General features: G+C 56.1%; 13 protein-coding genes and 3 pseudogenes. 13 read left to right on the forward strand and 3 right to left on the reverse strand.

Going from position 1 to position 21158, the window contains the following annotated elements; translation table 11 throughout:
* The first annotated feature begins 17 nt into the window (after nucleotides 1-17).
* On the forward strand, nucleotides 18-1508 hold the full coding sequence (locus WS70_RS19130; protein ID WP_082722257.1) for a hypothetical protein: 1491 nt from the start codon (nucleotides 18-20) through the stop codon (nucleotides 1506-1508).
* A 789-nt stretch (nucleotides 1509-2297) separates the two neighbouring features.
* Here the strand turns inward: WS70_RS19130 and WS70_RS19135 are convergent.
* Nucleotides 2298-3323 (reverse strand): IS5 family transposase, encoded by a 1026-nt coding sequence (locus WS70_RS19135; protein WP_418230164.1) that lies wholly within the window; start codon nucleotides 3321-3323, stop codon nucleotides 2298-2300.
* A 100-nt stretch (nucleotides 3324-3423) separates the two neighbouring features.
* Here WS70_RS19135 and WS70_RS31660 point away from each other — a divergent pair, with 100 nt between their 5' ends.
* Both WS70_RS31660 and WS70_RS19140 read left to right on the forward strand, forming a co-directional pair.
* The gene (locus WS70_RS31660) at nucleotides 3424-4806 is read left to right on the forward strand and encodes a hypothetical protein (RefSeq protein WP_159082922.1); all 1383 of its coding nucleotides are present in this window, start codon (nucleotides 3424-3426) and stop codon (nucleotides 4804-4806) included.
* Between the two features lie 363 nt (nucleotides 4807-5169).
* Nucleotides 5170-6123 (forward strand): annotated as a pseudogene (locus WS70_RS19140) (IS5 family transposase); the annotation flags it as partial.
* Between the two features lie 57 nt (nucleotides 6124-6180).
* Here WS70_RS19140 and WS70_RS19145 read toward each other — a convergent pair.
* Nucleotides 6181-7101, reverse strand: a pseudogene (locus WS70_RS19145) (IS5 family transposase); the annotation flags it as partial.
* Between the two features lie 146 nt (nucleotides 7102-7247).
* On the opposite strand from WS70_RS19145, the gene WS70_RS31665 reads away from it, so the two are divergent.
* From WS70_RS31665 to WS70_RS19150, 3 genes and pseudogenes are all read left to right on the forward strand, one after another.
* Nucleotides 7248-8576, forward strand: coding sequence for a hypothetical protein (locus tag WS70_RS31665; protein ID WP_159082923.1), 1329 nt, complete (start codon nucleotides 7248-7250; stop codon nucleotides 8574-8576).
* Nucleotides 8577-8689: 113 nt separating this feature from the next.
* Nucleotides 8690-9976 carry a hypothetical protein gene (locus WS70_RS31670; protein ID WP_159082924.1) on the forward strand — a complete coding sequence of 429 codons (1287 nt, stop codon included), beginning with the start codon at nucleotides 8690-8692 and terminating at the stop codon, nucleotides 9974-9976.
* Between the two features lie 146 nt (nucleotides 9977-10122).
* Nucleotides 10123-11300: pseudogene (locus tag WS70_RS19150) on the forward strand (IS3 family transposase).
* Between the two features lie 337 nt (nucleotides 11301-11637).
* Here WS70_RS19150 and WS70_RS19155 read toward each other — a convergent pair.
* The gene (locus WS70_RS19155) at nucleotides 11638-13629 is read right to left on the reverse strand and encodes a putative Ig domain-containing protein (protein WP_159082925.1); all 1992 of its coding nucleotides are present in this window, start codon (nucleotides 13627-13629) and stop codon (nucleotides 11638-11640) included.
* 663 nt (nucleotides 13630-14292) lie between these two features.
* On the opposite strand from WS70_RS19155, the gene WS70_RS19160 reads away from it, so the two are divergent.
* The 7 genes from WS70_RS19160 (at nucleotide 14293) to WS70_RS19195 (ending at nucleotide 20689) form a co-directional block, all read left to right on the forward strand.
* Nucleotides 14293-14823 (forward strand): fimbrial protein, encoded by a 531-nt coding sequence (locus WS70_RS19160; RefSeq protein ID WP_059597763.1) that lies wholly within the window; start codon nucleotides 14293-14295, stop codon nucleotides 14821-14823.
* Nucleotides 14824-14925: 102 nt separating this feature from the next.
* Complete coding sequence (locus WS70_RS19170) at nucleotides 14926-15696, forward strand: fimbrial biogenesis chaperone (RefSeq protein WP_059597762.1); 771 nt, start codon at nucleotides 14926-14928, stop codon at nucleotides 15694-15696.
* A 57-nt stretch (nucleotides 15697-15753) separates the two neighbouring features.
* Nucleotides 15754-18255: a fimbria/pilus outer membrane usher protein gene (locus tag WS70_RS19175; protein ID WP_059597761.1), complete on the forward strand. Its 2502-nt coding sequence runs from the start codon at nucleotides 15754-15756 to the stop codon at nucleotides 18253-18255.
* A complete protein-coding gene (locus WS70_RS19180; protein WP_059597760.1) occupies nucleotides 18246-19226 on the forward strand; it encodes a fimbrial protein in 981 nt (326 codons plus the stop codon). The genes WS70_RS19175 and WS70_RS19180 overlap by 10 nt, the downstream gene beginning before the upstream one ends.
* 291 nt (nucleotides 19227-19517) lie before the next feature.
* Nucleotides 19518-19781, forward strand: coding sequence for a hypothetical protein (locus tag WS70_RS19185; protein ID WP_059597759.1), 264 nt, complete (start codon nucleotides 19518-19520; stop codon nucleotides 19779-19781).
* Nucleotides 19782-19826: 45 nt separating this feature from the next.
* Nucleotides 19827-20510 (forward strand): OmpA family protein, encoded by a 684-nt coding sequence (locus tag WS70_RS19190; RefSeq protein WP_059597758.1) that lies wholly within the window; start codon nucleotides 19827-19829, stop codon nucleotides 20508-20510.
* Nucleotides 20507-20689 carry a hypothetical protein gene (locus tag WS70_RS19195; protein ID WP_059597757.1) on the forward strand — a complete coding sequence of 61 codons (183 nt, stop codon included), beginning with the start codon at nucleotides 20507-20509 and terminating at the stop codon, nucleotides 20687-20689. Before WS70_RS19190 ends, WS70_RS19195 begins: the two co-directional genes overlap by 4 nt.
* Nucleotides 20690-21158 lie beyond the last annotated feature (469 nt).

Raw genomic sequence — 21158 nt, forward strand, 5'->3', positions numbered from 1 at the left:
TTTTTTGGAGACTGATCATGCGATATAACGGAATTCTAATCTGGCTTGTACAGATTATCGCCGTACTACTCAGCGCATGCGCAACATCGCCTCCACACACGCCGGAAACAGGAACATTCAACGAATCGCGATCGCCGAAATCGCTTCTCGTCGAGCGGGGACCGGAGGCCGCTGTTCAATTGAATGGCTGGTATAACAGAACCGATCTAAACTGCGGCAATCCAGACCGCCCGTCTTTCCAGTGCAGTGGCGTAATGCTACGGGCAACCGAAACCAACCCTGCATTTTTGCCATGGGATCCCAGTCCTGGCTCCATACAAAGCGGTGGCGTCTCCTTCTCGTGGCTACGCATGGATAACAATTTTTCGAGCCTGGTCTTCAATTATTCGAATGGGTTTATTTTTTACCCGGCTCTCGACACCCCGCCGGGGAAAGATGACAATATCGCTGTCCTTTGCGCTTTCCCGATGGATGCAGACACATTCAACCGAAATACACTTCAGGGATGTGGTTCGAACACCGCCTATCCGTCGGAAAGTCGGCCGTGTGAGGAACAAGGCATCACGACCGCTCAGCAATGGATCAGTCATTTTAACCAGGGTGCTAACAAATACCGATATCAGTGCGGATGGAACGTAAGAGGGGGACAGCAGGATACGGCAAATCGTTTCTATCAGAATATTCTGGCCAGGCAAGCCATGAGCCAGCAATGGTGGGCAATCCAGAATGAATTGCGACTAGCTACCTGGCCGACCGCCTACGGTGCCAATCTTCCTATCCAGTCGTTTTTTTATCAGGTTGGCAAATCCGGAGCTCTTGCCAACGCGCGAAACGATCAAATGCGTTACTACGAAAATTACGGGCAGGTCATTCCTATTATTCGTTTGACCCTACCGTCAACCATCAATGACAAAGCCACCTTTGCGTATAGCGAGGCCGATCAAGGCATCAGCGAGCCATTGACACTGGATACATCTCCCGCATATCTGCAAGGTGTGGCTATCGTTACATCGACACCGCCCCCCTTGCCTTACACAGATGCATCAATGCAACGTCGGGCTTCCGGAGGGAAGCCTCCATATCATTATCGCTCGAGCAATTCCTCCATCGCTTATGTCGATTCAATAACAGGAAAGGTGACATCATTCGGAAATGGATCGTCTGCAATTACTGTTCGAGACCAATCTGGTCAAGAAAAATCGTACCCTCTTTCTGTATCCAATGTTTTCATAATAATTAAATCTGGCCGATTTGCTCAATTCTCTCTTTGCTCAAGCATACTGAGTGACATGGGAGCCCGCTTGCCATCTATATCTGAATGGACTGAGGCATACGTGTCCTATAATGGGAAGCCGCAGATAGGCATCTATTATGCATGGTCGGCCACCCCAACAAGCGTCTCTAATTCCCATTGGGCCTTTGATCCATATGACGGATCTTTTGCGTCATATATATCCGATGGGCCAAATCAGGTTGCTGCAGAATGTATTGGTGTAAAACTTAAATAAATTATTATCATGATTGACATTTAATTTGATATGTAAATCATAAATTGCGCTAGAGATGTTGTCATTATATTTGGGGTGGTTGATAAGATAAATTTTTATAAATTGAGGCTAATTGTGTGGAAAAAATGAAAATGTGGTGAACTTTGAATCAGCGCCAACAACTGACGCAGTCGGCGATTTCATGAGCAGCCCGTGTTATGGCGGCGAAGCTCTCGATTCGAATTCTCAGGCATCTAAAGTTGCGCGGCAACGCAAGGGTACACATCTCTTCCGTGTATATCTGACCTGGTACATTGAACATTCCTTCTTTCTCTCCTTTTAGTCGATTTTATACGCGGCATCATGGAAAGCGAAATTTCGGGGGAGGTTCATTTCCGTGCTTACCCTCACCCTTGGTTCTCGAAGACATCCATGTGTACCTTTACCATCTCATCGTAAGCCGGTTGTTGATATTGTTCTTCAATGCCGGGGCCGCTTCAACGAACAGATCGCGTTCTTCCTGGGCCATCCGCAGGATGTTCTTGCGCTTCCGCACCGGATCAGGGTTAGCTAGATCGGGAGGCTCTTTGGACGTTTGAGATCGCATTGGAAGCTCGAAGTAAGATAAAGCACAATCACAATTTTGATCGAAGCGAATTGTTTGTAAAATTGTAAAATGTACAGTTTCGAAAGGCTTGAATTTATGAACGACCGACGTAGAATTTGAAAGGCATCTGTGGCGTCATGAAATTCATTAAATGACAAAAGGCATATATCTGATTAATACCATCTGAAATCCATTTTTGGCTGTCAGCGGCTTTGTTGAGCTTCATTGCATAAATCGAGTGCAAGAAGGAGGTATTGCTCATGGTCATGATCACAGGCGATGCGACCGGATTGCGGGCGTGCGATGTCCGCCACGCGGTTCAGGACGCATACGCGGATGGCGGCCTTGGTCGCCTGCGAGTCAGTGCGACGCCCGCACCGACGATTACCCGTGAGCGTTTTAAAGCGGGACATCGCATTCTCCGCGAGCGAGCGCCGATGATAGCCGCTGCTCTTCTTCCATTCGCGACGGCCGAGTTGTGCGATCGCATCGACGGCGTCGTTGCGCCATGTCGCGCCGGAGGTATTCATCGACTCATGAAGTGGGTCTTCGCGCGGCGGAATCGAGGGCGTCGCGCCGCACGCGGCGATTGTGGCGTGATATGGCCTGGAGTCGTCGGGCTCATCACCGTCAATGACATCGGGCCGCTCGTCGACCGGGATCTGGTCAAGCAGTTCAGCCAGGACGCCGCCGGCGGCAACGTCCTGGTGTGTCATCAACGCGGCGCGCAGCTGGCCGGCGTTCGCGTCAAGCGCAAGATGCACCTTGCGCCACGTGCGACGCCTCGAGTAGCCATGCTGATGCACCTTCCATTCGCCTTCGCCATAGTCCCTGACGCCTGTGCTGTCGACCACCAGATGGATCGGCGCGCTGTCCCGGACGATTGTCAGTTGGACCTCGGGCGTCCGCGCGCGGCGGCACATCGTCGTGTAGTTCGGCACGGGCAAGGTGGCGAAAGCCTGGTCGCGCAGGCTTGGCGCGCAGCCCCGCGGCGCGCGCGGCGGCAGGCGGAACACGCTCTTGAGACCCGGCAGCGCCTGAATCAGCGCATCGCCGTAGAGGCGCGGGCAACCGCGCCGGGACTCCGAGTCGGGTGTGCACGCACGGGCGGCTTCATCGATCCACATCGTGACGTTACCTCGGTTGATCAGGCCAGCGTTGTAGGCCGCCCAATTACTGACGCGATAGCGTGCCTTCGGTACGCGCGTCTTGCTTGCGTCCCTGCGCATCTTCTCGGCAAAAATCGAGAATGTCCGCAGGAACTCAAATTGTTAACAGAGCCCGCCTCCGGATGTTGTGCGTATGTATGTTAGGTGATATGCAAATGTCATGCGCAATAATGGCGAACGAGAATTTATTTTCAACGCGAATGGGTGCAAAATGAATCGTTCATTTCGCGGAATTGTCACTATTGTCGGCATTTCCACAGTGTTATTTGGATGTGCTACCAATTATCAGGAAGGGTATAACCAAGAGATTCTAAGAAATTCGGAAACGTATCAATCTATATTATCAGTTCGCGGGCCAGAGGCGTCTCATCAATTAACTGAATGGTATGGCAAGAAAGACGTAGATTGTGGCAACCGAGGTCGTCCGGCTTTTCTTTGCAGCGGGGTAATGCTTCGCGCGACAGAAACCAATCCCGCATTCCTCCCTTGGGATCCATCTCAGGGAGCAATAGCAAGAGGTGGAACATCATTTTCTTGGCTCAGAAGCGACAACAATTTTTCTAATCTCGTTTTCGGATATCACAATGGATATATATTATATCCAACATTATACGTCCCATACGGAAAAAAAGGAGACATTCAGGTATTTTGTGCATACACAATGGATGCTGATACATTTAACCGGCCGACGCAACAAGGATGCGGGCCGAGTACAGCGTATCCAAATCATAGCGTACCATGTGAAAATCAAGGGATCACCACTGCGGCGCAATGGATTGCCCATTTTAATAGCACGCCTAGCAAATATGCATATCAATGCAGCTGGGGCACAAGAGAGAATCAGCAAGATGCCGCCGATCATTTTTATCAAAATATTCTTGCCAGAAATCTGATGGATATGCAGTGGTGGCCAGTGCAAAATGAAATAATGCTTCAAACCTGGGCAACCGGCATCGGCGCCACATTGCCAATCCACTCTTTTTTCTACCAACTTGGATTTGCGAATGCCTTGGCCAACGCAAAAACTGACCAGCGCCGATATTTCAATTCCTATAGAGAAAAAATTCCAATTATTCGACTCGAGTTACCGTCAACTAAAACCGGGCAGGCGAAATTTACGTACAGTAATGCAGATCAGGATGTGCCTACAACTTCGGAAGAAACTTTCGAGTTTCTGCCCATCGGACCGGCCGGAACTTCCATCAGGCTTAGGTACTTTAGCGTAAGCTCAAGGACGACGGCTTTAGAGATTGATTCAGGGTTCAACAGTCCTCCATTTTTGACTGGAAAGGCACTTCGATCTGACGATAGTTATATAAACTTCACACTTTGGCCGCATTCTGTAAAATTTGGGTATAAATCTGTGTCCGGGCCAATAACTGTATCTACGACCGACAACACTGGAACGGAAAAATGCTGCATTACATTGCGAGACACTCAAGTTGGAGAGTGGTTTTCGAACTCGGCCGATACTGGAAAGACGATAAAAAGCCTGAGAATAAAGGGAGGCATAATAATTGATAATGTATCACTTGTTTATTAATTTATTTTAAATAAATGTGGATCAATTAATTTGTCGCGGCATTGTCGGCGGCTCAGCAAGCAATTGTCTGAATGGCGCAGTAATTCTGTTGAGATTGAGGTGAGTGTTGTTCGGATACGAGGTCTACTTCCCGCACTTTTATGCGTATACCGGATTTCCCTCATGAGGCGAGCGCAGCAGATTTTTCGCGATCACCAAGTGTGCCAAAGCGAACAGGCTGAACAACTGCGTCGTGTTCTTGAAGGCGTTGTTACATAACTTGGCTGGCGACGAGGCATGCTGACGTACATACGCACAACATCCGGAGGCGGGCTCTGTTAACAATTTGAGTTCCTGCGGACATTCTCGATTTTTGCCGAGAAGATGCGCAGGGACGCAAGCAAGACGCGCGTACCGAAGGCACGCTATCGCGTCAGTAATTGGGCGGCCTACAACGCTGGCCTGATCAACCGAGGTAACGTCACGATGTGGATCGATGAAGCCGCCCGTGCGTGCACACCCGACTCGGAGTCCCGGCGCGGTTGCCCGCGCCTCTACGGCGATGCGCTGATTCAGGCGCTGCCGGGTCTCAAGAGCGTGTTCCGCCTGCCGCCGCGCGCGCCGCGGGGCTGCGCGCCAAGCCTGCGCGACCAGGCTTTCGCCACCTTGCCCGTGCCGAACTACACGACGATGTGCCGCCGCGCGCGGACGCCCGAGGTCCAACTGACAATCGTCCGGGACAGCGCGCCGATCCATCTGGTGGTCGACAGCACAGGCGTCAGGGACTATGGCGAAGGCGAATGGAAGGTGCATCAGCATGGCTACTCGAAGCGTCGCACGTGGCGCAAGGTGCATCTTGCGCTTGACGCGAACGCCGGCCAGCTGCGCGCCGCGTTGATGACACACCAGGACGTTGCCGCCGGCGGCGTCCTGGCTGAACTGCTTGACCAGATCCCGGTCGACGAGCGGCCCGATGTCATTGACGGTGATGAGCCCGACGACTCCAGGCCATATCACGCCACAATCGCCGCGTGCGGCGCGACGCCCTCGATTCCGCCGCGCGAAGACCCACTTCATGAGTCGATGAATACCTCCGGCGCGACATGGCGCAACGACGCCGTCGATGCGATCGCACAACTCGGCCGTCGCGAATGGAAGAAGAGCAGCGGCTATCATCGGCGCTCGCTCGCGGAGAATGCGATGTCCCGCTTTAAAACGCTCACGGGTAATCGTCGGTGCGGGCGTCGCACTGACTCGCAGGCGACCAAGGCCGCCATCCGCGTATGCGTCCTGAACCGCGTGGCGGACATCGCACGCCCGCAATCCGGTCGCATCGCCTGTGATCATGACCATGAGCAATACCTCCTTCTTGCACTCGATTTATGCAACAAGACCGTTCTTGACCAAACCCTTGTATCGAGTTTTGCGATAACGGAACGGGCTTTTGACGACATGAAAGGGATGCCTGACCCGCGTGCGGATCTGTGTCTTGGTTCGCTCGACTGCGATCACCAGATCCTTCAGCGGGATTTCTGGCATCACTTTGATCTTGCCGCGCTTGAGTGCCACGTGCCACGTCACCGGCTTTTTCATTTCGTCGCGCATGTCCAGGCCAACGTAGCCGGCATCGTCGAAGGCACCCTCTTCATTCCCGGGCGGCAGAACGTGGGCTCGCAACATGTTCGAGATATTCGCGGCGGTGCCGACCACGCTATGCACCAACCCCGACTCGGCATCAACGCCAATGTGCGCTTTCGTTCCAAAATGCCATGCATTACCTTTCTTCGTCTGATAAATCTCCGGGGCACGGCTCTTCTCCGCGTTCTTGGTCGGCGGTGGCGATTCAATGATCGTCATGTTGGCCAGCATCCCTTTCTTCATCATCGGCCCACGCTCGCACAGCGAGATGCCGATCTTCTCGAACAACTTCCGTGTCAGCGCATGCTCGATCAACAGACGCCGGAATTTCAACAGCGTGGTCGCGTCCGGTCCGTTCTCGACAGCGAGATCGATACCGCCGAATGTGCGCATCGCGATGCTGTCACACGCTCCGCAGGAAGTCCCCTTGGGGGGCGGCGCGTTTTCCAGGCTGTCTTCCGACAGCCCGTCCCACTGCTGCAGAAAGTAGATGCGCAGTATTCGTTCAAGCTTGATTGGCCGCCGGCCTCTCTCGCCATTCGGATAGTACGGCCCGGTGGTCGACAGCAAACGCTGCCATGGAACTACCTTCTCCATCTCTGCCTGAAAGCACTGCCGTTTTATCACATGCTTCTTGCCAGAACATTCTGCTTCTGCAAAGCCGATCTGCCGCCTCACGGTCGTGGACCGGTTCCGTGAACTTCCTTCTACAACGTACTCTGCTGCGTCATCGATGGCCGCCGAACCTGATAAACCGATGTTTCCTTAAATTCCTCGATTCGTATTTTTAGAACTTCCATTTTCAAGCAATCGGAGGTGGTGCCATGAATAAGAAAAAAAGCTCTACGTTAATATCGATAGCGCTTATTTTATTTTTGGGTGCATGCACATCGATCGGCAGCTTGACGGGAGTATCCAGGGGTTTGGGTGAAGATAAACAACTCATTCAGGCTAATCTCGAAAAAACCGGCGCAGACGCCGTTACTCAGCTGGTTGATTGGTATAATCACACTACTCACGATTGCGGCAGCGCAACTAATCCAGCTTTTCTTTGTAGTGGAGTAATGATTCGCGCCACGGATTCTAGTCCTGATTTTCTTCCATGGGATCCTAGTCAGGGATCAATCGATAGCGGCGGGGTTTCTTTCTCTTGGTATAGACGTGATACCAATTTCCGGGAATTCTATCCATTCCACAATGGATTTATTTTTTATCCAGCCCACGAAACTCCGCCCGGAAAAATTAATAACCTCGAAATTCTATGTGTTTTTCCTTACGATGCGCATACAAACGTAAGGGATGAAAAAGGATGTGGCGGCGTGCAGAACATGCCGACAAGCATTCCATGCGAACGCCAGGGCATTAATACTGGTCAGCAATGGGTAAGTCGATTTATACCAAATATCACATACACGACAATATGTGGATGGGGGGTGCGTATTGGCTCATCCAGCGACACAGCAAATCGCTTTTATCAAAGCATTGTTGCTCGAGAGTTGTTTCGCCCTTATCCTGGAATATGGGATGTTCATAATGAAATTCGAATTTCAACCTGGAGGCGGGGGGAAGGTGCATCGCTCCCAATTCAATCTTTCTTTTATTTATCTGGCGATAGCGGTGCATTAGGGAAGGCAAGATATGATCAACAGCGATATCATGAATTATATGGCGTTGTTATTCCTATAATTCAGCTCAGTCCTCCGAGAACCAATGATGAAAAAGTTTGGTTTTCGTATGATGATTCAGATCAAGTTGCCGGGAAGAGTCAATCTGAAGATTTTGAGTCATCTCCCAGCGGAAATGCGGGAACCAACCTTTCAACCGCTCGCTTCGATATTAAATCACTATACAATATAGACGTTCTGACAAATCAATCTTATCCACCTTTTTTAACCAGTAAATCGGCGTTCGCTCGTGATGGCAGATTGGAATTCAAAGGATATCCAAAATCAATTAAATTTGGATATATTTCATTGTCCCCGGTAATTTTGGTGCGCACGGCAACCGATGCCGGAGAAGATATATGTTGCATTTCTCTCAATCAAAGTAATTCTGGCATGTGGGCATCTGTTACGGCCCCGCCGGGAAAATTTATACGCCAGATTCAACTGGACGGGTCAATTATTATTGATAACATCACGATGAATTATTAATACATTCATCAGATTAATTATCTGATGAATCTTGCATCTGTTTCGGGGCATTCATGATTGTGAATTTTTGTCGTTTTAATTTTTGCGAAGATTCATGATGTAGGAGAAAGGCAATGAAACTGCATGTGAGCCTTGGGAGATTGGTAATATTGCTTGTCTCTCTTTGTTTGTCCGGGTGCCTTGAATTTCCGGTTGCGAGTACGATAGCCAGTCGAGACCCAGATGCAACAATACCATTGCGACAATGGTACAATACCTCGGTTAGCGATTGCGGCACACCCGGGCGCCCGGCGTTCTTATGTAGTGGCGTTATGATTCGCGGCACTGATTCTGGCAATCCAGCATTTCTTCCTTGGGATCCCTCTCCGGGATCAATAACGCGAGGAGGGATTTCTTTCTCTTGGCTTCGGACAGATAACAATTACTCAGGAAGTGGATTTCATAGTGGGCTGATTTTCTATCCGGTTTACTTTACACCGAATGGCAAGAGCGACTCTATTGGGGTTTTATGCGTATTCCCTGTGAATGGTGTTACCGCTAGCCGGCCAACGGAGCAAGGGTGCGGCCCTTCTACTACGTATCCCGCTCAAAGTGTTCCATGCGACAGACAGGGAGTATTAACAGCTGACCAATGGATATCTCATTTCAATCGCGGAAATGGTTCGCAAGCGTATCAATGCGGATGGAGTACTCGGGAAGGCGGTCAGGATACTGCCAATCATTTTTTTCAAAATATTCTTTCGAGAGATAAATTAACGCAAGCTCAGTGGGCGGGCCATAATGAATTGGTTTTGGCCACGTGGCCTGCTGGCTCAGGGAAAACTTTACCAATTTACGCATTTTATTATTTATATGGAGATACCGTTGGCCTAAATAACGCCAGAGACGACCAAAGAAGATATAATTCTCTTTATGGGCAAATGATCCCGGTCGTGCGAGTTCAGCTTCCGATAAATAAAAATGGTAGGGTTGCTTTCTCTTACAGTGATTCCGATCAAACTGCCGCCATTCTATGGGGAGAGGGGTTTGAAGAAATTCCCCAGGGTGGACTTGGAAGGCATGTTAGAACGCGATACATTGATTTTACGTCAGAAAACAACTTTAGCTTGGAAGGTGGTGTAAATTATCCGCCATTTATAACTGATCATGCTTTACTTGTAAGAGATGGTAAGCTGGAATTTACGATTTTTCCTCGCCACGTTGAGTTTGGATACAGATCGCTGAGCTCTCCCATTCGCCTGCATACATTTTATAGTGACGGATCGGATGCGTGCTGCATTACGCTTCGAGATGCTGCCACGGGGGATCGATTTTCAAACACCGCCCCACCGGGAAAACTAATCAAGTCATTCGAAATTGATGGGGCGCTATACTTGGACAATTTTTCAATGTCAAATTAGAAAAATCTACCATTTGTCTGATATTTTGCATTTTGACCGCGGTGTTGCATAATTCTGCTGGCGGCGAGTGGGCCGGCCCCCTCACGAAAACTGGACCCGAGGTGACGCTTAAACTATGAGGTAGTCCTACGCCTATGTTTAAGCCTATGCCTAACGGGGAACCCGTCGAGGTTCTGAGGCAGCTTGAACAGCGCCGCCGCCGTTCCGTTGAAGAAAGGCTCGCGATAGTACGCGAGACTTTTGAGCCCGGAGCCACGGTTTCCGGGGTTGCCCGTCGTCGTCAAGTGAATGCGCACCAAGTGTTCGCCTGGCGCAAGCGCTCTCACGATGGAAGCCTGCCAGCCGTCAGTGCCGGTGAATAGGTGTGGTGCCGGCATCGGAGCTGGCCGACGCGATGAAGCAGATTCGTGATCTCCAGCGACTGCTGGGAAAAAAATTGATTGCGCACTTACCATTGCTGCTGGGGGACGACCGATGAAGAGGGGGGGGTGACGTCCTGGGTGTGTCGCGCTCGAATCTTGCGGTCAAATCGAAGCGCCCTGCTGAATGGGTCGACCGGCGCAGGACGCCCGTTCTGGATGACATGCCGCTCGTCACCGAACATCAAGAGCTGGTGCTGACCTGCCCACATACGGCTACCGGCAAGCATGGGCGCTGCTGAGGCGAAATCGGGACGCGCTGAGCCAACCTCGTGTCAATGCAAGACGGGTTATCGCGTCATGCGTCGCCACGGCATGTTGCTCGAACGTCGGCCTCGCCATGCCCCTTCTATGGGGCGACACGACGGCAAGGTTGCGGTGGACAGGAGCAACGTCCGCTGGCGTTCGGACGGTTTCGAATTTCGCTGCGACGACGGCGTCCCCTTGCGCGTCATCCTCGCGCTGGACTGCTGCGACCGGGAAGCCGTGAGTTGGACTGCGACCACGGGCGGGTACAACAGCGACATGGTGCGCGACGTGATGCTCCAGGCTGTCGAAAACCGCTTCGCCGGTGAGTTGAAGGCTGACGACGAAATCGAGTGGCTGAGCGACAACGCTTCCTGCTACATTACCGACGGGACGCTGACGTTCTTGCAGCAAATCGGCTTGAAGCCCGTCACGACACCCGTGAGAAGTCCGCAGAGCAATGGAATGGCCGAGAGCTTCGTCAAAACGATGAAGCGCGATTACGTGTCGTGGACGCCCAAGCCCGACGCCAGAACGGCGCTGTAAAACTTGGCCATTGTGGTGTTCGCCACTACAACAAGTCGCATCCACACAGCGCCCTGAAATATCGCTCACCACGCGAGTTTCGCCAGCAAGCAAATTCTCCAACCTTAGCGTGACCGCCTGTCCGGTCATGCAGGGGCAAGTCCATGAGGCATACTTCGCGACACTGCCTGCGATCAAATCAGCAGCATGATTGCCTCGGATGCTCCACTCAAAAATCTCAGAACACTGACCGAACGAGCGAGGCCACCTCTCTCGACTTTTGTGCGACATGACCTTCAGTGGTCCAGTGATCTCCACCATGGCGGAATCCCGTTATCCCACCATTACCCGGATGCGGGCACCACGCCGCGGATCTAGCCGCCCAAGGATGCTTGACACACCGCATGGCGCCGAATGCCTGCGCACAATCGGTGCCGTCATCAAGGCCGCCCCATGGCGCATTCCATCGTGTCAAGGCATGTACACTTCGGCTGACGACAGGGAGCCTAGGAGGCCGCCAGCACTGACGTGCCCCCCCTCGACCAGCACTCGGCCATCGGGCAGCAGCGTCGCAGCATAAACGGCGCGCCCCTGATTCAAACTGGCGACGTCCGTCCATGCGTTATTGGCGGGATCGTACACTTCGGCTGACGATAGTGACGCGCCACGTCCGCCGGCAACCAGCACCTTGCCATTGGTCAGTGGCGTCGCGGTATGGGCGCTGCGTGCGTGATTCATGCTGGTAACCGGCGCCCATGCGTTATTGGCCGGATCGTACACTTCGACCGAAGACAATGACACGGGCAGGATGCGGCCAACGTCGTCTACGCCGCCCGCAATCATTACCTTGCCATTGGGCAACAGTGTTGCGGTATGGGCGCTGCGCGATGCGCTAGGTTCGAGGGAACTTGCCTCGGGAACCACCGTCCATGTATCGCCGACCGGATCGTACACCTCGCTCGAAAATGAGATGCCTACGCCGCCGGCAACCAGTACTTTGCCATTGGTCAGCCGCGTCGCGGTATGGGCGCTGCGTGCGTGATTCATGCTGGTAACCGGCGCCCATGCGTTATTGGCCGGATCGTACACTTCGACCGAAGACAATGACACGGGCAGGATGCGGCCAACGTCGTCTACGCCGCCCGCAATCATTACCTTGCCATTGGGCAACAGTGTTGCGGTATGGGCGCTGCGCGATGCGCTAGGTTCGAAGGAACTTGCCTCAGGAACCACCGTCCATGTATCGCTAACCGGATCGTACACCTCGCTCGAAAATGAGATGCCTACGCCGCCGGCAACCAGTACTTTGCCATTGGGCAGCAGCGTCGCGGTATGGGCGCTGCGCGCCTGATTCATGCTCGCAACGGTCGACCACGTGTTAGTCGCCGGGTCGTATAACTCAGCGGAAGCCAAGGAGCCGCCAACGCTATTGGCACCGCCGGCAACCAGCACCTTGCCATTGAGCAGTCGCGTCGCGGTGTGGGCGTGGCGTGCTTGGGCCAGATCGTCGACGGACAACCACTGCGCGGTCGCGGTCACGGTGATCGCAACCTGCGCTGTCACATTGCCCGCGCTGTTGCCGGCGGTGACGGTATAGATCGTTTGGGTCTGCGCGGTTTGAGGCGTGCCGCTGATCACTCCGGTTTGCGCATCGATACTCAAACCGGCCGGCAGCGTCGGCGATACGGCGTACTCAGCAACGGCGCCGCCGCCGGCCTGCGGGATGTCCTGCGTGATTGCCTGCCCGACCACGTAGACCGGCACCGGGTCCGAATACGTCAAACTCGTCGGCGGGATGGCCTGTGCCCGCACTTCGATGCTGACCTGCGTCTGCGCGCTGCCCGCGCTATTGCTGCCGGTAACGGTGTAGTTCGCCGGCGCCGTCACGGTGGTTGGCGTGCCGCTGATAATGCCAGTCTGCGGATCCAGAGCGAGCCCCGCCGGCAGCGCGGGCGCGACAGCGTACTGCGTGATCTCTCCGCCAGAAGTCGTCGGCATATTCGGGCTGATCTGTGCGCCTGCCGCATAGACGACCGGGTTATCTTGATAGCTAAGGCTGTCCGGCGGAGCGACGCCATCCTCCACTTCGATCTGCACACGAGCCGTGACACTGCCGGCGCTGTTGCTGCCTGTGACAACGTACACCGTGACGGGCGTGGCGGCGGACGGCGTGCCCGAGATCACGCCGGTGACGGGATCGAGGGCAAGTCCGCTGGGCAGGGCGGGCAATACGCTGTACTTCGTGATGGAGCCGCCGCTACTGTGCGGCAGATTGGGAATAATCGGCGCCCCTTTATCGTAGACCACCGCCGGAACGCTGTAATTCAGGCCGGCAGGTGGAGAAACCGTCGGATGGAGATCGCTGCCGCCACACGCAGCAAGGAACGCCACAAGCAACAGAACCAGTACAAGAAGGGGATTTCCACGAGTCATAATTGCCTCGCGCTCAATAGAATTGGCCACTGATTCGGATTCCTGGACACATCATGAAAGACTATTAACAATAGTAGCGAACGTCAATGTCATTGTTTGATTTGCGCGGCATGACAATTGACTTGACACAAGAATTGTCGTCATGAAGGCAATCGTCATTTCCAGAAATACGCTCGGCTATTCCTCGTCGTCGCGTCTATCGTTCCCGCACTTTGCGGCCGGAACGTTCAGTCAATCCTCCTAACAATCAAATGGCCGACGACGAGCCCGATCTAGTGGTTTCTCGTGGTCAGAATGGGGCCTTCGCTTCAGTGTCGATCGGCAGGATTCTTGTTTCGGGCGGGTGATATACCGCCCGTGCGTAGCGAGGTTTCTCACCTCTTTGTTCCGAAATCGACGACAAATTGACGCGCCTATTCGAGGGCAATGTCACGCATCGATGGGATGCGATTTCGTCGCATGGATCGTCGCATGCGTCATATCGGTGCATGGTGAATTTATTTCGTAATAACTATGTAATATAGATGGAATTTATTGACCACATATTGGGATATTCATTCAATGCGACCGGAAATGGTACGAGGCTGAGCGGGTTAAGGCGAGTCGTGTTGAAGTGATTGTTCGCTATAAATAGTGACGCGGAGAATTGCGTCCCTTAAACTAGTTTCACTGGTCTTGGTGAGGGGAGTCGGGATGAAAGCAAAACGAATGCAATGCGGCTTGGTGACCGTTCTGCTGTCGATGGTCTTCATCGGCGCGGCTCATTCGCAGACCGCCACGACCGGCACCATCAATTTCACCGGCAGCATCACCGACGTCCCGTGCGAAATCGATACGGCCGCCACCAGCAGCACCGTGACCATGGCGAAGGTCTTTGCGAACGACTTCAGCGGAGCGGGATCGACCACCGGCGCCACCGCGTTCAAGATTGTCCTCAAGAATTGCGGTGCGTCGACGACGGGCGCGACAGTGCTGTTCACGGGCACGACGGACAGCACGAATTCGACGGCGCTGCAAACGACGGTTGGCGGAGCGGGCGGGGTCGCGCTGCAACTCGTCGACGATGCCGGAACCCCGATCAGCATCGGCTCGAGCAGCAAGGAATACACGATCGCCGAGGGCGACAATACGTTCAACTTCGAGGCACGCTATATCGCGACCTCGGCGACCGTGACGGGCGGCGTGGCCAATGCCACGGCGGTCTTCGCGCTGACGTATAAGTAACGGACTCCGAACCGTCCGGCGCATGTGCGCCGGTCGAGCATGCAAGACCGTTCCACCGACGCGGCGCCCTGGCCGTGATTTTCCAGAGAGAGAAGACGAAACATGCGCTTGCCTATCGTTTGTCATGCCGCCGTTGCCACCGTCCTCGCCCTGAGCTGCGTCGCCGCTTATGCCGGCATTCAGGTCGGCGGCACTCGGGTGGTTTTCGATGCAAAAGTTGACGCGCGCGATACGTCGGTCGCCGTGCGCAACAAGGGCGAGACGCCGTACGTGATTCAGATTTTCGTCGACGACGGAAACGGCAACACCCGTCGCATGCCGTTTACGGTCACGCCGCCGCTCTTTCGTCTGGACGGCGGCAAGGAGCAGCTCGTCAGCGTGCGCCACGTGAAGCGGGGCGCGGGATTGCCGCAGGATGTCGAATCCGTCTATTGGATCAACGTGAAGGAGATCCCGCCCACCGGGAAGCGCAAGGTGGACGTCAACACGCTCAGGATCGCCGTGCTCACGCGCATCAAGCTCTTTTATCGGCCGACGGGTCTGGCCGGCAGCGCGGCCGACGCGCCGTCGCAACTCAAATGGTCGGTCGTGCCGAGCCCGATCGGGCAGGGAGCGGCGTTGAAGGTCAGCAACCCGACGCCGTATCACGTGACCTTCTCGACCATCGTGGTTCAGGCCACGCAGAACGCGAGCGTCAACGCGGACATGGTGAATCCCAAAAGCGATTTGATCATCCCGATTCCATCCAGGACGATCTCGCAGGTCGGTCCGGTCAAATTCAGCTATACCACCATCAACGATTACGGCGCCGTCACGCAGGCAACGGAAGTGACCGCGCAACCTGCCGGATCGCCCGAGGCTTCGCCACAGTAGGATGCGATGATTCGGCATCGTGTTGCCGATGTCGGCCCTTCGCGCATTCGAGTCACCATGCTGGCCGCCGCGCTGACGGCGCTCTCGTCAGCCGCTCATGGCGAGCAAGCGTTCGAGTTCGATCCGGCCTTTCTCGAGCTGGGCGGCGGCCGGGGCGGGGCGGATCTTTCCGTGTATGCGACGTCGAATCGCGTGCTGCCGGGCGTCTATCTTGTATCGGTCTTTGTCAACGGCGAGGCGATCGACCGGCGTGACATCGCGTTCATGTTCGACGGCGCGCATGCGGATGGGGAGGACGCGACTCCCTGTCTGACCGCGCGGATGCTCGACGAGTGGGGTGTCAACGTTGCCACGTTTCCCCGGCTGGCGCAGGCTGGCGGGGACGCATGCGTCGACATCGCCGACAGCGTTCCCGACGCCCGCGTCGACTTCGACAGCCATCAACTGCAGTTGAACGTAACGGTGCCTCAGGCCGCGTTGAAGCGCCGCGCGCGCGGCTCGGTGGACCCGGCGCGCTGGGATCAGGGCGTGAACGCGGCACTGCTCGACTACCAGCTCAGCGCCGCGCAATACGCGGGCAGCAACTACGCGTCCGTCAACTCGCGCACGACGCTGTACGCCGGCCTGCGCACCGGCATCAATCTGGGTGCGTGGCGGTTGTCGCACACGTCGTCGTTCCTGCGCGGGCTCGACGGTAAGAGCCGCTTCCAGATCATCAACACGTTCGTGCAGCGCGACATCACCGGCTGGAATAGCCGGCTGATGGCGGGCGAAGGTACCACGCCCTCCAACATCTTCGACGGCTTCCAGTTTCGCGGCGTACAGCTCAATACTGACGAAACCATGCTGCCCGACAGCCTGCAGGGTTACGCGCCGACCGTGCACGGCATTGCACAGACCAACGCGCAGGTGACGATCAAGCAGAACGGTTTTGTCATCTACAGCACCTACGTGCCTCCCGGACCGTTCACGATCGACGATCTCTATCCGACTTCGTCGTCGGGCAACCTGGAAGTGACGGTCACCGAGGCTGACGGGCACGTCACGACGTTTACCCAACCGTATTCCGCCGTGCCGATGCTGTTGCGCGACGGCTCGTGGCGCTACAACGTCACGGCCGGTCAATACCGTGACGGCATTTCGGGCTCGCACCCGAGCTTCGCCATGGCGACGGTTGCACGCGGCTTGCCCGGCGAATTTTCGCTATACGGTGGGTTCATCGGGTCGGGCATGTATCAATCGATACTGGTCGGAATCGGCAAGAATCTCGGCAACATCGGGGCGGTATCGTTCGACGTGACGCATGCGCGCAGCGCCGTTGATCTGATCGACAGCAGCACCGTGTCGGGGCACGCGTTTCGCGTGCTTTATGCGAAGGCCGTGGGTGGTTGGGGCACGGACTTCCGGCTGCTCGCGTACCGTTACTCCACCGTCGGCTATCGAAGCTTCGCCGATGCGGTGCAACTGCGCGACGGCAGCGAGCCGGCCGCGCTGGGCGCGAAACGGCAGCGCCTGGAAGGCACGGTGAACCAGAGCCTTGGCCGTTTCGGCTCGATGTACGCGACCGTGGCCGTGCAGACGTACTGGGGCAGCGCGGCGCGCAGTACCGTGTACCAGCTCGGACATAGCGGAAACTGGGGACGAGCCAGCTATGGACTTTATGCGGGCTACAGCAAGGGAAACGGCGTGCCGTCCAACTGGAACGTGTCGTTGTCGCTGTCGATGCCGCTGGAAGTGCTTTTGGGTGGTGCACGAACGCATGCGGCGGGCGGCGGCAGCTCGAACGTCACGTATTTCGTTAGCCGAAACAACGAGAACCACGTCAATCAGCAGATGACGGTCGGCGGCAGCAGCAGCGATCAACGGTTGAATTACAGCGTGGGCGTTGCGCATTCCAACCAGTCGGACGTCAGCGGGACGGCATCGACGAGTTACCTCGCGCCGTTCGGCCGCTACGACGCGTCGATCGGCAGCGGCCGCGGATATTCGCAGGCCGCGTTCACGGCGGCGGGTGGACTGCTATGGCATGAGACAGGGCTGTTGTTCACGCAGCCGCTTGGCGATACTGTGGCGGTCGTGGACGTGCCGAACGTGAAGGGCGTTCACTTCGAAATGCATCCCGGCGTGAGCACGAATCGGGCCGGCGAAGCGGTGATTCCGCGTTTGAATCCATATCGCGTCAACCGCATCGTCGTCGATCAGCGCCGGATGCCGCAGGACGTGGAGATCCGGAACCCGGTGAGCGAAGTCGTGCCGACTCGCGCAGCGGTCGTTCAGACCCGCTTCGATTCCGTCGTTGGCCTTCGGGCCTTGTTCGCGTTGACGCGCCCCGACGGCTCGTCTCCGCCACAGGGCGCGACCGCCGAAAACGACGAAGGACAGGCGCTCGGCGTCGTCGGATTGGACGGCGAAACGTTCGTGGCCGGATTGCCGGACCTCGAAGGACATTTCATCGTTCGCTGGGGCGCGGAGCGGCAGAACCGATGCCGGGTGAACTACACGCTGCCCGGGAAAGGAGCGGTCGGTACGTATCCGGCCATGGAGGCGACATGCAATTGAAACGAGTATGGCGCGCGCGATTCCGTGATTCCAGTGGCACGCGCACGGCGGCGCGCTGCGTGTGGATTGCCGTTGCCGCGCTGCCGATCGGCGCGCAAGCGGCGACTTGCGAAGGCGACAAGACGCTCGCCACGCTTCCGGCCATCACGGTGGCGTCCGATGCTCCGGTGGGGACGGTGTTGTGGAGTCAGAAAGGAATCGCCTTCAGCACCTATTGCAAGCTGATCCTGATCGATACCAGCAATATCTATCTATGGCGCGCCGACTTGAGCTCGACGCTTCAGCAATACGGGCTGACCTTCTGGCTGACCTACGAAGGGCAGGGCGGCAACACCGCGCAGCAAATCAAGAGTCCGATGGTCGTCGACCTCGGCGGCAAGAACGGCTATGCGAGCGGGGCCGTCGACCTGGAATTGAGGAAGACCGGTGTCACGCCGGCGCAAGGCGCCGTCAGCGCGGCGGACATTCCCGCGTTCTATCTCGATAGCAATACGAACAACAGGAAAGGCTCGCATTACATCCGCGGGCTGACCAACATTTCGTTCGTTTCCTATACCTGCGACATCGATACGGGCTCGCGCAGCATGAATGTGCCGCTCGGCGACGTGCGGGTCGACCGCTTTTCCGGGATCGGCTCCACGTACGGGGATCAGAATTTCAACATCGGCTTGACCTGCACGCAGCCGGCCGGAACGTACAACGTCGCACTCACGTTTTCCGCAACGGCGGACAGTACCGGTGCGTCGGGCGTACTGGCGCTCACGCAGCGCTCGGATGTGGCGTCCGGGGTCGGCATTCAGCTGCTGATGGGCGGGGCGCCGGTGACGTTCGGTACGGCCCTCGATGCCGGCAGTGCGACCGCGGGCACGACGCTGACGATTCCGATGACGGCGCGCTATTACCAGACCGGCGGCATGGTGACGCCGGGCGCGGCGAACGGCATTGCGACGTTCACCATCAGCTACAAGTGACGCACGCCGCGGCGACGGTCAGTCGGCTCACGCGCCCGCATCCGTTCGATTTCTCTTCCACCCGCACGACGTAAGCCGCCGAAACGGCGTTGGCACTCTGCGTCCACATTCGTAGAACTTCGATATCCGGACAGGGTGTCCATCGTTAATCTTGCGGGCGAAACATGGCCGCGCCGGTCCGTGGCCCCCGCCTCGCTTCGGCGCGCATCTGTCTCCAGCCGGTCAATGCGCGCGGGCCGCACGCCTCCTCCGCCGTGGCCGATCGCTCGTCCGTCAAAACACTGATTCATCATGAAATATATCGCGCTGTTGCTCGTCGCAGCCCTTGCCGGTTGCTCGTCTTACTCCACGCCTCTGACCGATATTTACTCGATCAGGGCGGAAGACGGCGTTCAACGATATCGGGTGACGTGTTCCGGGCTGCTCGGCGGAACGGAAGTCTGCAAGCGAAGCGCGACGGTGATCTGCGAAAAGTCGCGCGTCAAGGTAGTCGGTGAACCGGAGCCGAGCGCCATCACCTTTATGTGCGAAGCGCCTCAAGCGGCGGCGCGTTGACGCGCGGCGTGAAGCCACCGGATCGAAGAAATAACTTGGTTGAACATGAAAAATCTCATCATTACTTTCGTGCTATTCGCGTTCGCGGGATGTACCGTCCATTCCGGTCCGACGGTGAATGCGCGTCCGATCAACAACGGCGACGCTGCGGCGAAGATGTTCGAAGTCGAGTGTACCGGCCTGTTCATCGAGACCGGATCGTGTCTGAAGAAAGCCCAGGAACTTTGCGCGATCCAGCCCGGATCGCCGTCCGTGCACGTTCTCGAGACGAGCGGGCCGAACGGCCGCACGCCGGATCGCCTGGTGTTCCGTTGCGATGCGCCGGTCAAGCTTCAACCGCCGGCGCCGATCGTGTCGTCTGTGCCCGTGCCAGGCCGGCCGGCGGCGAACGTCCTGCTCCGTGGCGACGCGCTTTTCGATTTCGATCGCTCCGACCTCAAGCCGTCCGGGAAGCGCGATTTGGACGATGTCGTACGACAGGCGGAGGGCAAGCGCTTCCGTGTCGTGCAAGTGTCCGGCTACACCGATGCCATTGGATCGGACTCCTACAACAACACGCTTTCCGCTCGTCGCGCGCGTACCGTGGCGAACTATCTGCGCGAGCGAGGATTGCAGGCGGATCGCTTCGTCGTGAGCGGATTCGGAAAATCGAATCCGGTCGCGTCAAATGCGACCGACGAAGGACGGGCTCAAAACCGGCGCGTCGAAATCGTTCTGGAACAGAAGTGACGGCAAGCGTCGAAGCCGTCGGTGGCTTGCGCCTCGACTTCCTTGCGAACGGGATTCTGCCGAACGATGCCGTGCGTCAGGCGTTCGTACAGCATTCGACGGAATTTGGCGGAATTCGGCGTGTTCTCGATTGCGTTGATGTGCCGGTCGTCGCTCGCGGAATCGAGCGCGCGACGTAAGGCAACCGAGGGCGCACGCTTCGATCCGAGTTTTCACTTCCGGTAAACGCCGGACAACTATCCGGGGTCCTGGAAAACCGGTGGACCGTTCCGATTCCAATCTGAATGCGACGCACCTAGACGGATGCGTGCGTGGACGTCGAGATTGAGCGTTGATCGCGAAATCCAACGCGGTCCTTTATCTCGCCAACGCGGACATTCCTGCAAATGAACCAGCGCCGCGTGCGCGGTCGCGCGTTGCTTGACGGAGCGCGAAAAGACCATGCGGCGTGGTTCCCCGTGTGAAGAGCGACGCGAGAGCGAACGACCGATTGGCGGCGCGCGTTTTTTGATATTTCGAAAACGCCAAAAGGATGATCCATTCTCTTTGAGGGTCGTATGCCGATACGACATTTCGTTATGCGAATGGAGATTCGGTGTGACGACATGCCGCACATGAAGGCCGATGCTCGGCGTATATCGACGCGCT

The sequence above is a fragment of the Burkholderia mayonis genome (genome assembly GCF_001523745.2).
GTDB lineage: Bacteria > Pseudomonadota > Gammaproteobacteria > Burkholderiales > Burkholderiaceae > Burkholderia > Burkholderia mayonis.